This window comes from Williamsia sp. 1138, assembly GCF_002095435.2.
Taxonomy (GTDB): Bacteria; Actinomycetota; Actinomycetes; order Mycobacteriales; family Mycobacteriaceae; genus Williamsia.
Map to the genome: position 1 here is coordinate 31,859 of NZ_MJEJ02000028.1, position 13,119 is coordinate 44,977.

15 protein-coding genes are annotated in these 13,119 nt (G+C 66.0%); 4 read left to right on the forward strand and 11 right to left on the reverse strand.

Annotation, left to right across the window (positions count from 1 at the left end; translation table 11 throughout):
• Positions 1–9: 9 nt before the first annotated feature.
• The 5 genes from BH683_RS04315 to BH683_RS04335 all read right to left on the reverse strand — a co-directional run bounded on the left by BH683_RS04315 (position 10) and on the right by BH683_RS04335 (position 4,996).
• Positions 10–1,788 (reverse strand): long-chain-acyl-CoA synthetase, encoded by a 1,779-nt coding sequence (locus BH683_RS04315; RefSeq protein ID WP_281492284.1) that lies wholly within the window; start codon positions 1,786–1,788, stop codon positions 10–12.
• Positions 1,789–1,890: 102 nt separating this feature from the next.
• The gene (locus BH683_RS04320) at positions 1,891–2,430 is read right to left on the reverse strand and encodes a TIGR00730 family Rossman fold protein (protein ID WP_084835043.1); all 540 of its coding nucleotides are present in this window, start codon (positions 2,428–2,430) and stop codon (positions 1,891–1,893) included.
• Positions 2,427–3,182 carry a TIGR00730 family Rossman fold protein gene (locus tag BH683_RS04325; protein WP_084835044.1) on the reverse strand — a complete coding sequence of 252 codons (756 nt, stop codon included), beginning with the start codon at positions 3,180–3,182 and terminating at the stop codon, positions 2,427–2,429. The genes BH683_RS04320 and BH683_RS04325 overlap by 4 nt, the downstream gene beginning before the upstream one ends.
• A gap of 25 nt (positions 3,183–3,207) precedes the next feature.
• Positions 3,208–4,305, reverse strand: a complete 1,098-nt coding sequence (gene dapE, locus BH683_RS04330) for a succinyl-diaminopimelate desuccinylase (RefSeq protein WP_084835084.1) — start codon at positions 4,303–4,305, stop codon at positions 3,208–3,210.
• Between the two features lie 40 nt (positions 4,306–4,345).
• Positions 4,346–4,996 (reverse strand): maleylpyruvate isomerase family mycothiol-dependent enzyme, encoded by a 651-nt coding sequence (locus BH683_RS04335; protein ID WP_084835045.1) that lies wholly within the window; start codon positions 4,994–4,996, stop codon positions 4,346–4,348.
• A gap of 186 nt (positions 4,997–5,182) precedes the next feature.
• Between BH683_RS04335 and BH683_RS04340 the strand changes: the two genes are divergently transcribed.
• Positions 5,183–5,581, forward strand: a complete 399-nt coding sequence (locus BH683_RS04340; RefSeq protein ID WP_084835046.1) for a VOC family protein — start codon at positions 5,183–5,185, stop codon at positions 5,579–5,581.
• On the opposite strand, the gene BH683_RS04345 is transcribed toward BH683_RS04340, so the two are convergent.
• The gene (locus BH683_RS04345) at positions 5,563–6,318 is read right to left on the reverse strand and encodes a helix-turn-helix domain-containing protein (protein ID WP_168186965.1); all 756 of its coding nucleotides are present in this window, start codon (positions 6,316–6,318) and stop codon (positions 5,563–5,565) included. The genes BH683_RS04340 and BH683_RS04345 overlap by 19 nt on opposite strands.
• Before the next feature lie 47 nt (positions 6,319–6,365).
• Between BH683_RS04345 and dapD the strand changes: the two genes are divergently transcribed.
• The gene (dapD, locus tag BH683_RS04350; RefSeq protein ID WP_084835047.1) at positions 6,366–7,316 is read left to right on the forward strand and encodes a 2,3,4,5-tetrahydropyridine-2,6-dicarboxylate N-succinyltransferase; all 951 of its coding nucleotides are present in this window, start codon (positions 6,366–6,368) and stop codon (positions 7,314–7,316) included.
• 651 nt (positions 7,317–7,967) lie between these two features.
• Here the strand turns inward: dapD and BH683_RS04365 are convergent.
• The 4 genes from BH683_RS04365 to fdxA all read right to left on the reverse strand — a co-directional run bounded on the left by BH683_RS04365 (position 7,968) and on the right by fdxA (position 10,942).
• Positions 7,968–8,441, reverse strand: a complete 474-nt coding sequence (locus BH683_RS04365) for a hypothetical protein (protein WP_084835050.1) — start codon at positions 8,439–8,441, stop codon at positions 7,968–7,970.
• Positions 8,419–9,321 carry a DUF692 family multinuclear iron-containing protein gene (locus tag BH683_RS04370; RefSeq protein WP_084835051.1) on the reverse strand — a complete coding sequence of 301 codons (903 nt, stop codon included), beginning with the start codon at positions 9,319–9,321 and terminating at the stop codon, positions 8,419–8,421. Before BH683_RS04370 ends, BH683_RS04365 begins: the two co-directional genes overlap by 23 nt.
• Positions 9,322–9,491: 170 nt before the next feature.
• Positions 9,492–10,607: a succinyldiaminopimelate transaminase gene (gene dapC / locus BH683_RS04375; RefSeq protein ID WP_084835052.1), complete on the reverse strand. Its 1,116-nt coding sequence runs from the start codon at positions 10,605–10,607 to the stop codon at positions 9,492–9,494.
• A gap of 8 nt (positions 10,608–10,615) precedes the next feature.
• On the reverse strand, positions 10,616–10,942 hold the full coding sequence (fdxA, locus tag BH683_RS04380; RefSeq protein ID WP_084835053.1) for a ferredoxin: 327 nt from the start codon (positions 10,940–10,942) through the stop codon (positions 10,616–10,618).
• Between the two features lie 367 nt (positions 10,943–11,309).
• On the opposite strand from fdxA, the gene BH683_RS04385 reads away from it, so the two are divergent.
• Entirely contained in the window at positions 11,310–11,885 is a 576-nt protein-coding gene (locus tag BH683_RS04385; protein ID WP_084835054.1) for a cysteine dioxygenase family protein, read from the forward strand.
• A gap of 46 nt (positions 11,886–11,931) precedes the next feature.
• Positions 11,932–12,312, forward strand: a complete 381-nt coding sequence (locus BH683_RS04390; RefSeq protein ID WP_084835086.1) for a rhodanese-like domain-containing protein — start codon at positions 11,932–11,934, stop codon at positions 12,310–12,312.
• A 26-nt stretch (positions 12,313–12,338) separates the two neighbouring features.
• Here BH683_RS04390 and BH683_RS04395 read toward each other — a convergent pair whose 3' ends face one another.
• Positions 12,339–13,094: a hypothetical protein gene (locus tag BH683_RS04395; RefSeq protein WP_168186966.1), complete on the reverse strand. Its 756-nt coding sequence runs from the start codon at positions 13,092–13,094 to the stop codon at positions 12,339–12,341.
• Positions 13,095–13,119 lie beyond the last annotated feature (25 nt).

Genomic DNA, 13,119 nt, shown 5'->3' on the forward strand with positions numbered 1-13,119 from the left:
GCCGGGCCCCTATCCGCGGGGGACCTTCGCCGCGGCGACATCCTGTGGATAGTCGTCGTAGAACTCGACATATCCGTCGGCGCTGCCCTTGAGAACGTAGAGCTTGTCGTCTCCGACGTCGTCGAAACCCTCGTCGCGCAACTCGACCTTGCGATTCTTGAACGTCGAGGTCTGCTCGAGCTCGGAAACCACCCGGACGAACAGCGGCACCGCGTACGCCGGGAGCGAGTCGTAGAGCTGCTTGCCGAGCGCTTTCGGGTCCAGCTCCTGGCCGTCGCGCAGGGTGACCGCTGCCATTCCGGCCTTGCCGTCGGTATCGGGCACCTCGACGCCGTAGACGACGCAGTGATCGATCGCGTCGACGCCGCCGAGTTCGGCTTCCACCTCCGTGGTGGCGACGTTCTCGCCCTTCCACCGAAATGTGTCCCCGAGCCGATCGACGAACGCGATGTGGTGCATCCCGAGATCCCGGACCAGATCACCCGAGTTGAACCAGCGGTCCCCGGACTTGAACGCATCCTTGATGATCTTCTTGTTCGAGGCCTCTTCATCGGTGTATCCGTCGAACGGGACGCGATCGGAGATCTCTGAGATCAGCAGTCCGGAGCCACCTTTCGGTACCGTCGTCAATCTGCCCTTCTCGTTGCGCTCGGGTTCACCGGTCTCGGCGTCGTATTCGACGATCTTGAACGGAAGCGGACAGAACCCTGCCGTCTTCGTGAGGTTGAAGACGTTGATGAAGGCTAGGTTCAGTTCGGAGGCCCCGTAGAACTCGACCACCCGCTCGATGCCGAAACGCTTGGTGAAGTCGTCCCAGATCTCCGAGCGCATGCCGTTGCCGACGATGATGTTCACACCGTGGCTGCGGTCGGTGGATTTCTCGGGCTGCGCCAAGAGGTACCGGCACAACTCCCCGATGTAACAGAACGCGGTGGCCCGGTTGAGGATGATGTCGTCCCAGAACTTCGAGGCCGAGAACGACTTGCCGATCGCCAGGCATGCGCCCGAGGCGAGCACCGACGACAGCGCGACCGTCAGCGCATTGTTGTGGTAGAGCGGCAGGGCGGAATACATGGTGTCGCTGTGCCGCAACCGCACACCCATACCGCCGATGCCGTCCATGCTCGTCATCCACCGGTAGTGGGACATGATGCTGGCTTTGGGCATTCCGGTGGTGCCCGAGGTGAAGATGTAGAACGCCTTGGTGGATGCCGGCAGGCCTGCGGTCACCGACGGATTCTCTTCACTCAGCCCCTCGGACGCATCCTCGAGTTCTGCGAAATCAACCGTGACGTCGGGGGCTTCGGCCCTGTCGATGGAATCGAGGGCTTCCTTGGCATCCGGGTCCACCACGAGCACGGTTGCGTCGAGGATGCCGAGGCTGTGGCTCAGCACCTGGCCGCGCTGGTTGTAATTGAGCATCCCCGCGATCGCACCGAGCTTGACCGTGGCGAGCATGACGAGCAGGGTCTGGGGCTTGTTCTTGGCGAGCACGCCGACGACATCACCGACGCCGACCCCGTTCTTGCTGAAGAACGCGGCATACCGATTGATCTGCCGATTGGCCTCGCCATAGGTGATCGACTTGCCCTCGAAGCGGAGGAAAGGACGTTCGGGGTGCTTGGCGACGAGGCCGTCGAACACCGAGCCGATCGTGGCCTCGGCTTTCGGGCGACGCAGGATCAGTCCGGGCGCGTGCCGAATGACCCCCGGAAGGTCCGGAACCATGCCCAGGGCGCCTTTGGCGACGTCGAGAAGTCCAACACTGTTCCGGGTTTCGTTCGCCACGTAAGCTCCGATGCTTGTGAGTTGTGCCACGGTTAAATTTAGTCGAACTCCGCCCCGGTCAACCTCGCCCCGTCGCGGTCGCGTTGAAGAGGTTACCGACATTCACAGATAAATACCGCACCCTGCCAGTGCATCGGGCACCGTACGCGTCACGAGCAACCGGGCGAGCGCCGATCGCGACACGAAACCGGTGCCTGCGAGAGTGTCCAACCACTGCAGCAGTGGCTCATAGTGCCCGTCCGGGTCGAGCAGCACGACCGGTTTGTCATGCATGCCCAGATACCCGGCGGTCCACGTCTCAAACAGTTCTTCCAGGGTGCCGATCCCTCCAGGAAGGGTGATGAAGGCATCCGCGCGGTCGTCCATCTGCTGTTTGCGTTCCCGCATGGTGTCGGTGACCACCAGCTCGTCCGCATCGACGTCGGCGACTTCCCTGTGTACCAGCGCCTTTGGGATGATCCCGACCGTCTGCCCACCGGCTTTTCGGGTTGCGGCCGCGATCGCGCCCATCATCGAGACGTTTCCCCCACCGGAGACCAGGGAGTGGCCCGCGGCCCCGATGGCGGTGCCGAGTTCGGTGGCCAGTGCGAGGTGGTGGTCGGCCACCGGGCCGGACGCGCAGTAGACACAGATCGCAGTCATCGCAGGCCCTCCCCCTCTTGTCGCTGTCGTGACTGACCGATGATCGTCACCGCGTCGGCGACCGAATCGGTCACCTGTAGCAATTCGACGTCGGCGGGTGAGACGAAACCCTGCTCGACGAGGGTGCCGCGGACCCAATCGAGCAGTGGACCCCAGAACTGCGTGCCCAGCAGGACGATCGGGAACTGGGTGACTTTTCGGGTCTGCACCAGCGTCAATGCCTCGAACAACTCGTCGAGGGTGCCGAAACCACCCGGGAGGCAGACGAAGGCCTGCGCGTACTTCACGAACATCGTCTTGCGGACGAAGAAGTATCGGAAATTGATCCCGAGATCGACCCACTGGTTCAGATTCTGCTCGAACGGCAACTCGATGCCCAAACCGATGGAGTAGCCGCCTGCCTCGCAGGCCCCGCGGTTGACCGCCTCCATCAGCCCCGGACCGCCGCCGGTCATCACCGGATACCCGGCGCCGGCGAGCGCACCACCGAGTTCGCGGCCGAGGTCGTAGTAGGGGGTGTCCGGAGCGATGCGCGCCGATCCGAAGACGGTCACCGCGCCCGAGACCGTGGCCAGGTTGTCGAAACCCTCGACGAACTCGGATTGGATGCGCAGTACCCGCCAGGGGTCGCGCTCGGAGTCGGCCGACCGCAGCAGCCGCTGGTCGGTGGTCTGAGTCGGCGTGGTCTGGTCTTCGCGGATCCGCGCTGCGCCGCGGTAGCTGAGTCTGGTGTCGCGGTCGGGTGGAGGCATGCCACGACGCTAGCCGAGCAGGACGCTAGCTCAGCAGATAACGCCGCAGGATGTCGGTCACCTCGGTGATCTGCGCGGTGGGTACCCGCTCGTCGCGTTTGTGCGCGAGGTTGGGGTCGCCCGGACCCAGGTTGACCGCCGGGATACCGAGGGCCGAGAACCGGGAGACGTCGGTCCAGCCGAACTTGGCCCGGAACCTGCCACCGGCCGCGGCGACGAGCGCGGCTGCCGCCGGGTCGGACAATCCTGGCAGCGCCCCGCCTGCCGCATCGGTGATCTCGAAGGTGACCGCGCCCGAATCGATTGCGCCGGCGAAGACCTCACGGACGTGCTCGGTGGCCTGCTCGACGGAACGATCCGGGGCGAACCGGAAGTTCACGTCGACGCTCGCGGCGTCGGGCACGACGTTTCCTGCCACGCCACCGTCGATGCGCACCGCCGAGAGCCCCTCTCGGTATTCGCAGCCGTCGATGTCGACGCGTCGTGGGCTGTAGTCGGCCAAGGTCTGCAGCACCGATCCGAGCTTGTGGATCGCGTTGTCGCCCTTCCACGACCGGGCCGAGTGTGACCGCACTCCGGATGCGGTGAGCCGCGCCCGCAGCGTGCCCTGGCAACCGGCCTCGATCTGGCCCGCGGTGGGTTCGCCGAGGATCGCGACATCGGCGCGCAACCATTCCGGCAGCTCACGCTCGATGAAGCCCAGCCCGTTGTACCGGGCGGCGATCTCCTCGCAGTCGTAGAAGATCAACGTCAGATCGCAGGCGGGGTCCTCGAGCGTCGCGGCAAGATGCAGGAACACCGCGTCGCCGGATTTCATGTCCACCGTGCCGCAACCATGCAGCACGTCGCCCTCGGCACTGTCGCGTTCTCTTCGGCTCGGCACGTTGTCGGTGATGGGCACCGTGTCCAGGTGCCCGGCGAGCATCACCCGCCGGCCCTTCCCGAAGTCGGTGCGGGCCAACACCCGATTGCCGTGGCGCACGACCTCGAAGCCGGAGGTCTGCTCGCGGAGCGCGGCTTCGACGGCGTCCGCGATGAGGGATTCGTCGTGGCTCTCGCTGGGAATGTCGACCAGCGCCGCCGTCAGGTCGATCGGGTCGGAGTGCAGGTCCAATGCGGGAATGCTCACGGTGTTCACCGTAGCGCCCGAAGCACGGCAGTCGTCAGCCTTGCCCCGACATCTGGCGCGCAAGCACTTCCGTCCCGGGACCGGTGGTGTCCGCCAATGCGCAACCGCGCCCGGTCAGGATCAGCATCAGAGATACGGCCGGCCCCTCGACCACCGGTCCGTCGCCCTGGCTCCAGGCGAGGTCTGTCGCCTGCCAGCGCACGCTGTCGATCGGCTTCGAGAACGGCGTATCTCCGGAATAGCCGGTGAGGAAGTCCAGCACAGCAACCTGCCTGTGCTCAGGTATCACGTAGGCGAGGTTCAGCGGCCGTCGAATGTCTTGTCCGTGCACAAGGATGTCGGCCAGTGGAGCCAGCGGCCCCTTCCCCGGTGGGGTGAATGTGCTGTGTGCCTTCGCGGCCAGCAGCTCGGGCAGATTGTCGCCGTGTTCGATGCGGGTGCGCCGGGTGATGTGCTGATTGGCCCGGTCGAAGTTTCCGCGATATCGAGCCATCGTCAATCCGAACTTCCAGAGCGGAGTGACCAGGGGCATCACCAGATGGGCCGCGACATCACGGACCGTCCAGGCGTCGCACAGCGACTGGGTGTCCCACTGTTCGGTGGTCAGCGTCGCGAGGGTGTCTGCCATGATGCGCCGTTCCTCGGCTATCTCGGCAAAGATCGCGTCGTTCGACTCGGGTCTCATGGATGCTCCTCTGAGATTGGCGCCGGGGCTCGCCCTGAGAACGTCCCCATTTCAAGGGTCGCCCGGCATATCGCCAGGCGACCACCCGAAACGGGACGATCTCAGGGCAACCCCAGGTACACCAGACTTCAGAACTGTCCGAAATGTTCATGCCACCGGGACTGCCACGCCGATAGCGTCGCCTGCATGACATCTCCCACCCCGAACCTGAATGCCCTGTCGATCGTCGTCGACGACATGGCCGAGTCGCTGGCATTCTATCGCACCTGCGGTCTGGATTTCCCCGAAAATGCCGCCGCCCCGCATGCCGAAGCCACTGCTACAGGCGGATTCCGGATCTTGCTCGACACCGCCGCGAGCGTCGCGACCTTCGATCCGGACTGGCGTCCCGCGACGGGTGGCCAGCGGATCTCACTCGCCTTCGAGTGCGCTGCTCCCGCCGACGTCGACGCCCGCTACGAGGCGGTGACCGCTGCCGGACACGCCGGGCACCTCGCACCGTTCGATGCAGTGTGGGGTCAGCGATACGCCACGGTCACCGATCCGAACGGCAACACCGTCGACTTTTACGCCGCGCTCCCCTGATCCCCGGAAATGGGTTGTTCTGGCGAGGAAAAGCCCTGGTCGGCTCCGCCAGAACAACCCATCATCGGAGGACGGAAGTCGGCGGGTGGGCGGCCGGTCACGGATCGGAAGTCGCGGAACATGTGAGCGTAATCCGCATATCCGCAGTGGTGTGCCGTGTCGACGGCCGAACGGCCCGTCCGCAGATCGGCCATCGCCGCGTTCACCCGGAGTATCCGCTGCAACGCCTTCGCGCCGTAGCCGTAGTGATGCCGCGACCAGCGCTGCAGCTGCCGCGGACTGGCACTGATCTGATCGGCGACGCTCGCCACCTGATGACCCGCCGACAGCAGTGAGGTGGCCGGATGAAGCCATCGCGGAGGTGGGCTCCGGTCGACTTGCGCGGCCGCGAAACGCTCCAGGACATCTCCCGGTTCTCCGGCGGCGGCCTGCTCGGACAGGCAACGGGCCTGCGCCGACCCCGCGATGTCGGCGAAGTCGACGCGGCCGTTGACCATCTCCTCGGCCGGTACTCCGAGTACCGACGGTGCGACGCCGGGATCGAACCGCAACGCCACCATGTCGCCGGAGCCCGTCGCGGTGACCGGCCCCGTGTCGGGCCCGGCGATCAGCAGCCCGGTGCCCGTCCAGATCAAATCCATGCAGCCGTCCGGCAAGATCTCCGCAGGCGCAACCGGGCCCTGACGACGCCAGACCGTCGCCGGGACCAGCGTCGATCGCTGCTCGGAGTAACCCACACGCTCCATTGTCCTGGGTCGGGTCGCCCCGCGTAAACTCCAGACCCGTGACCAACGCATCTGGAGCCTCCGCAATCGGCATCGCCACCATCACCGACTCGGGCGCAGTGCTCGACACCTGGTATCCCTCCCCTGAATTGACCGACGCAGGCGGATCCGGGACCACCGAACTCGACGCTGCCGACACCCCCGCCGAACTATCGTCGCTGGTGGGCACCGATTCAGACCGCGGCGTCCGGACCGTGGCGGTACGCACCTCGATCGTGCTGGCCGACGCTCCCGCCGACGCCCATGACGCGTACCTGCGTCTGCATCTGCTCTCGCACCGCCTCGTCATCCCGCACGGCGCCAACATGGATGGCGTCTTCGGCAAGCTGTCCAACGTGGTCTGGACGAACTTCGGTCCGTGTGCGGTCGACGGCTTCGAGGTGACCCGCGCCAAGCTCAAGAGCCGCGGCGCGGTGACCGTCTACGGCATCGACAAGTTCCCTCGAATGGTGGATTACGTTGTGCCGAGCGGAGTCCGGATCGCCGACGCCGGCCGCGTCCGCCTGGGCGCACACCTCGCCGACGGCACCACCGTCATGCATGAGGGTTTCGTGAACTTCAACGCGGGCACGCTGGGCCACTCGATGATCGAGGGACGCATCTCGGCAGGCGTCATCGTCGGAGACGGTTCCGACGTCGGCGGCGGCGCATCGACGATGGGGACGTTGTCCGGCGGCGGCAAAGAGATCATCTCCCTCGGCAAGCGATGCCTGCTCGGCGCCAACTCCGGCTGCGGCATCGCGCTCGGCGACGATTGCGTGATCGAGGCCGGGCTCTACATCACCGCCGGCACCAAGGTCACCGGACCGGACGGCACCGTCGTCAAGGCCCGCGACCTCTCCGGCAAGAGCAACATCCTGTTCCGTCGCAACAGCACCACCGGTGCGGTCGAGGTCGTGCCGTGGAAGGGCGACGGTATCGAGCTGAACGCCGCGCTGCACGCCAACTGAATCGGGCGGTTCCACCGCTGCTCCACCCGAGTTTGCGCCGCCCACCGGTAATTGCCGGTGGGCGGCGCGAATTCGGGTGGGTGGTGGAGCCTGTGATGGCTGGCTGCTCTGTGGTTGATCAGTCCCCTCCGCCGCCTCCACCGCAGCCCGAGCCACACGAGGAAGAGCTGCTGCACGACGACCCGGAGCTGCACGAGTTGCCTGAACCGCAGCTGTTGTTGCCATGGTGGTGCCCCGAATCCCAGGTGTCACCGGACGAACCGCTCCAGTGGCCACCGGTCCCGCCGGAATCATTCCGGTATCGGTCGGCCGCCCTGGATGAATGCGATCCCACGACCGCGATCAGGGCGATCACCGCCCCACCCGCCACACATGCCAGTATCACCACGAGAACTGTCATTGCCTCACCCTCCTACCCGCCGCTGCTTCCACAACCACCACCACCGCCGCCACCGGAGGATCCTCCCCCGCAACCGCTTCCGCACGAACTCCCGCAGGAGCCCCCACCACCGCCATCCCCGCCTCCGCTGCCGTCTCCGACCCAGCCGCCCGGACGCCGGCGGCGGGCCCTGTCCGTTCCAGAGTTGCTGTAGAAGGCCCTCGTCGAGAAGAGCACCGCTGCGCTCACGACGATCACAATCACCGCAATGGTCATGACAATCCCTCCCTCTCGTCTTCCCGTGGTCGTGAAACAGCCAGATGCCAAGTGGTCGAACCGATCCCGATGATCCACACGCGCCTACCGCGACAACGCACCCACGCAGACCGTGCGGCGCCGGCGTAGACCTTTTCGACGCGCACCCAGTCCCGTGTCACGCGGTCGACGTCGGAGCGCGTTCCGAGCCACCGTGTGAACGCCGCGACATCGTCATGCGCACATCCGCTGACCGCGACCTCCCGTCCGTACTCGGCGAACCAGCGCCGCCACTGCGGCAGGGCGCCGAGTTGCGGTGCTGCCCGCAGGGCCGCTGATGCGCGTTTTCCGATCAGGATGTCGCTGGTCACCGCGGAGCCCACCGGATCGAACCCGTCCGGCACGCGGCCGGCCAGCAACTCGGTGACCACCGCGTGCTGCCTCGCTGCGAGCGCCGCCCGGGCGCCGTCACGTGCTGGGTTCGAGATCACGCGATCCCACCTCCCGGCCAGACGTTGCCGCGCTAATGATGTGGTCGATGACCTCCAGGTCGGCGGCCACCGCTGCTGAGGTGACGTCGCTGTCACGCTCGAGCATGATCCCCGGGAGCGGCAGACCGCCTTCGTCGCAGTGCTCGACGAACACTGTGAGCATCGACCCGACCTCCTCGATCATCGGATCTTCGTGGGTGTCGATGTACATTCCCTCCCGGAAGCGCCCACCGGCCGTATGGACATACGCAGCGTGCGCCAACGGGAACCGCCGGAGATCAGCCACCGGGTCGCCACCTCGGGCGGTTGCACTGGCGTAGAGGTTGGCCACATCGAGAACGAGTCGCACACCCGTGCGGCGGACGATCTCGGTCAGGTAGTCGGGTTCGTCGAACTCGTCTTCTGGCCAGCCGATCAGCGCCGCGACGTTCTCGAGCGCCAACGGCACCCCCAGCACGTCCTGAGCGCGGGAGATGTTGTCGCACAGAATTTCCAAAGCCTGGTGCGTCCGCGGTGGCGGCAGCAGGTGTCCGGCCTCGAGCACATCCCCGTGCATGGGGTCCGGCGACCCGGCGGCCCGGACGAAGGCGATGTGCTCGCTGACCAGCGGCGACTCCAGTTCGCGTGCCAACGCCGCGAGATGTGCCAGCCGGTCCGGGTCCGGTAGGTCCGCTCCAGCGAGACCGAGCCCCACCCCGTGCGGGATCACCACCACTCCCCGCGCCCGCAGTTCCTCGATCCCGCCGGGCAGCCGGCCGGGGGTCATGTTCTCGGCGACGACCTCGGTGAAGGTCAGCGATCCGGCGTCGGCGAGCCCGACGAGCATTTCCGAGATGGCCGGGCGCCACGCGATGGATGAGCCCGAGACTTGTGCCCTCATATGCGCGTCCTTTCACTCGCTCACGAGTGGACGCCGTTGGCCACATTCGAATCCGTTGTCCGAGTTACAGATTCGCAGTCACTTCTGTTCCTTGTCCACAGTTTCACCGAAACTTCGAGGCGTGGGGTAACGGACTGGTCTCAGATTGGACACAGCTGGAACGACGCAGGTCAGGAGGCCAGACGACTCGCCGCTTGCGCGATTCTCTCATCGGTGGCGGTCAAAGCCATCCGAACGTGCCGCACTCCGCGAGGTCCATAGAAGTCGCCGGGTGCGGCGAGGATTCCGCGGTCGGAGAGCCAGGCGACGGTCTCGCGACACGGTTCGTCCCGGGTGACCCACAGGTACAACCCGGCGGCCGACTCATCGATCCGGAAGCCGGCGCCGGTCACCGCGTCCCGCAGGATCTCGCGGCGTCGGCGGTAGCGTTCCCGCTGGACGCTCGCGTGCCCGTCATCGCCGAGCGCAGCTGCCATCGCGGCTTGGATCGGGAACGGAACGATCATCCCGGCGTGCTTACGTACCGCCAGCAGTTCACCGATCAGCGCGGGATCACCGGCAAGGAACCCGGCACGGTAACTCGCGAGGTTGGACGTCTTCGACAGCGAATGCACCGCGAGCAGACCGGTGTTGTCTCCGTCGGTCACCCGGGGGTCGAGAATCGAGACCGGCTCGTCGTCCCACGCCAGGCCGAGGTAACACTCATCCGACACGACGACCGTGCCACGCTCGCGCGCCCAGGAGACGACTTTGCGCAGATGCTCTACCGGCAGCACCTTGCCCGTCGGATTCGACGGCGAGTTCAGGTAGATCATCGCGGGTGCGGCCGGACCGATCTGGGTGAGCGAATCCGCCCGGAGAACATCTGCACCGGCCAGCAGAGCGCCGACCTCATACGTCGGGTAGGCGACCTCGGGTATCACGACCTGGTCACCCACGCCGAGCCCGAGGGTCGACGGCAATCCGGCGATGGCCTCCTTGGTGCCGATCACCGGAAGGATCATCGAGAGGTCCAGACCATCGATCCCGAACCTGCGCTGCAACGCATCGATCGCCGCCCTGCGCACCTCGGGGGTACCGATGGTCGTCGGATACCCGGGAAAGTCGGATGCCGCCGACAGGGCGTCGCGGATCAGCGGATCAACCGGATCCACCGGCGTCCCGACCGAGAGGTCGACGATCCCGCCGGGGTGGGCAGCCGCGCGCTCCTTTGCATCGAGCAACGTGTCCCAGGGAAAATCCGGGAGTCGCCTCGACACCGGCGCTCGGCCGCGCAGCACAGACATCGGCGTCGTCAGTCCTCGGTGTTCATCGGAGGCAACGCCTTCACGAACGGCGAGTCGTGGTCGACCTTGCCGAGTTTGCTGGCTCCACCCGGGGACCCGAGATCGTCGAAGAAATCGACGTTCGCGTTGTAATATCCGGCCCACTCGTCGGGCACGTCATCTTCGTAGAAAATGGCCTCGACCGGGCACACCGGCTCGCACGCACCGCAGTCGACGCATTCGTCGGGATGGATGTAGAGCATCCGCCCACCCTCGTAGATGCAGTCGACTGGGCATTCCTCGACACATGCCTTGTCCAGGACATCAACGCAAGGCTCAGCGATGATATAGGTCACCGGCCACCCTCCTCACAATCACGGTTCACTCACGCGTGGGCTGCACGCGCTCGAAAGCGGGCCTGCCTTTGTGGATTGAAGGTCGCCCAGCCTGCCCGCTTGTTGCCTCCCAGTATCCGCGTACTGCATTCCAAGTCAAAACCCGGGTCACCTCTCTCCCCGGCGCCTCCCCAGGTCAACGCGATCGACGCCGGCGGCAAACGTCTGACCACTGCTTTCAAATCAGTCAGGTCCTAAACCTGTGCGCAAAGCCTCAGTGGGGGCAGTATCTGTTCCGTGACCGTGCGACCGAACCCCCTGTGGAACCGAATGTGTTGTTGCTGACCTCTGGCAACCAACACCAATCGATCCATCAGGAGTACCTCGCATGACCTCCACTCTTTCGCGGCCCGCCACTGTCGGCGCGTCCACACAGCACCTGTCCAGCCGCACCCCGACGCCCACCCATCACCTGCCGACGCGTCTGCGTCCCGCGGACCTGTTGCGGCTGACCGATCAGGGTGCATCCGACGTCCTCGACGGTCGCCACGACGACCTGCTGCCCAGGTACTGGGACCGGGAGAAGCGCTGGGCCACCCGCCTCCACTACGACGACGATGTCGATGTGTGGCTGATCAGCTGGACCCCCGACGAGTCCACGGATCTCCACGACCACGCCGGTTCCCTGGGCGCCCTGACCGTGCTGTCGGGCGCACTCACCGAATACCGATGGACCGGTAGTCAGCTACGTGCCCGCACCCTGCATGAAGGTGATCAGGCGTCGTTCCCGCTGGGCTGGGTCCATGACGTCGTCCGCAGCCCGAGCCGGGTCGTGACGAGCGAGCCGACCCTGAGCGTCCACGCCTACTCCCCACCTCTGACTGCGATGTCCTACTACGAAGTCACCGACAGCCAGTCGCTACGACGCACCAAGACGGTGCTCACCGACGGTGGCGCGGCATGAGTTCGGGGCGACGCACCAAGACCGTGCTCACCGACGGTGGTTCGGCGTGAGCGAACGACCCAAGACCATCGACGAGGTACTCCTCGAGGCCCGCGCCGGACTCGACCGGCTCGCAGCGCAGGACGTACCGGCCGCGTTGGAACACGGTGGCATTCTCGTCGACATTAGGCCTGCCGCCCAGCGCGCCGAGGAGGGTGAGCACCCCGGCGCCCTGGTGATCGAGCGCAACGTCCTGGAATGGCGCACCGATCCGACCTCCGACGCCAAGATTCCCGAGGCCGTCGACCACGACGTCGCGTGGATCATCCTGTGCTCGCAGGGGTACACCTCGAGCCTGGCCGCTGCCGCGCTGCAGAACATCGGATTACACCGCGCCACCGACGTCATCGGCGGATATGAGGCACTGATTCAAGCAGGACTGGTCTGACCGCACCCATCGCGGGAATGATCCGCTCAGCGGATGTTCTTCACCGCGTTGTCGGCCGCCCGACGCAGCGCGCCGGTCTCCCCGATGTAATCCGCTGCGGCACCGATGAGCGGTAGCGCCCCGAGCAATCGCCAGGGCTGCCGTGACGACGGTCTCCGGGCGAGTTCGGAGAGGATCGCGCGCGACTTGCCGATCCCGTTCCAGGCCCCACGGGCGAGGTCCGTGGACGAGTGCTCGTCCTTGCCCGTATCAGGGGTGCTCAGCACGGCTTTCGAGTCCAGATTCCGGTTGAGGAGCACGCGTGCGAGCAAGTCCACATGGCGATGGCGATCGTCGACGCCATAAGCGCGGGCAACCGCGCACAGGAGTACGGCCTGCTGGGCGAAGCCGATGACGGTCTGCAGCGGAAGCCGATCGGCGATGACCCCGAAGACACCGGGATACGCCACAGCCAGGGTGCTGATCGGTCCGACCCGCTTGATCCACCAGTCCCGACGCTCTTCTGCGGTCCATCCCGCCCACTTCGCAGTGCCGGGCAGACCGGCGCTGTCGGACGCCCAGATCAGCGAATCATCAACGGCACCGAGGACCTTGGTGACGAGTGCCTCGGACGACATCGCCTGGTTCGCCTGTTGTTCCACGGTGCCGAACGTGCGCCGTTTGATGCCCAACGGGTCGAGGTGCTCGACCGCGGACAGCGTCGGGTCGATCACACCCGTCAGGGTGTACAGCAGTTTGGCGACGTCGCGGTCGGTCAGCGCCTGAACGGGTGGGAGCAGCATCAGCGCGCCTGTGTGGTCGAGGCGG

Excerpts from the sequence above, each read along its gene's own strand:
- BH683_RS04325 (WP_084835044.1), bottom strand. The coding sequence starts at position 3,182 with ATGCCTCCACCCGACCGCGACACCAGACTCAGCTACCGCGGCGCAGCG.
- BH683_RS04370 (WP_084835051.1), bottom strand. The coding sequence starts at position 9,321 with ATGAGGGCACAAGTCTCGGGCTCATCCATCGCGTGGCGCCCGGCCATC.
- dapC (WP_084835052.1), bottom strand. The coding sequence starts at position 10,607 with ATGTCTGTGCTGCGCGGCCGAGCGCCGGTGTCGAGGCGACTCCCGGAT.
- BH683_RS04335 (WP_084835045.1), bottom strand. The coding sequence starts at position 4,996 with ATGAGACCCGAGTCGAACGACGCGATCTTTGCCGAGATAGCCGAGGAA.
- BH683_RS04340 (WP_084835046.1), top strand. The coding sequence starts at position 5,183 with ATGACATCTCCCACCCCGAACCTGAATGCCCTGTCGATCGTCGTCGAC.
- BH683_RS04320 (WP_084835043.1), bottom strand. The coding sequence starts at position 2,430 with ATGACTGCGATCTGTGTCTACTGCGCGTCCGGCCCGGTGGCCGACCAC.
- BH683_RS04395 (WP_168186966.1), bottom strand. The coding sequence starts at position 13,094 with ATGCTGCTCCCACCCGTTCAGGCGCTGACCGACCGCGACGTCGCCAAA.
- BH683_RS04385 (WP_084835054.1), top strand. The coding sequence starts at position 11,310 with ATGACCTCCACTCTTTCGCGGCCCGCCACTGTCGGCGCGTCCACACAG.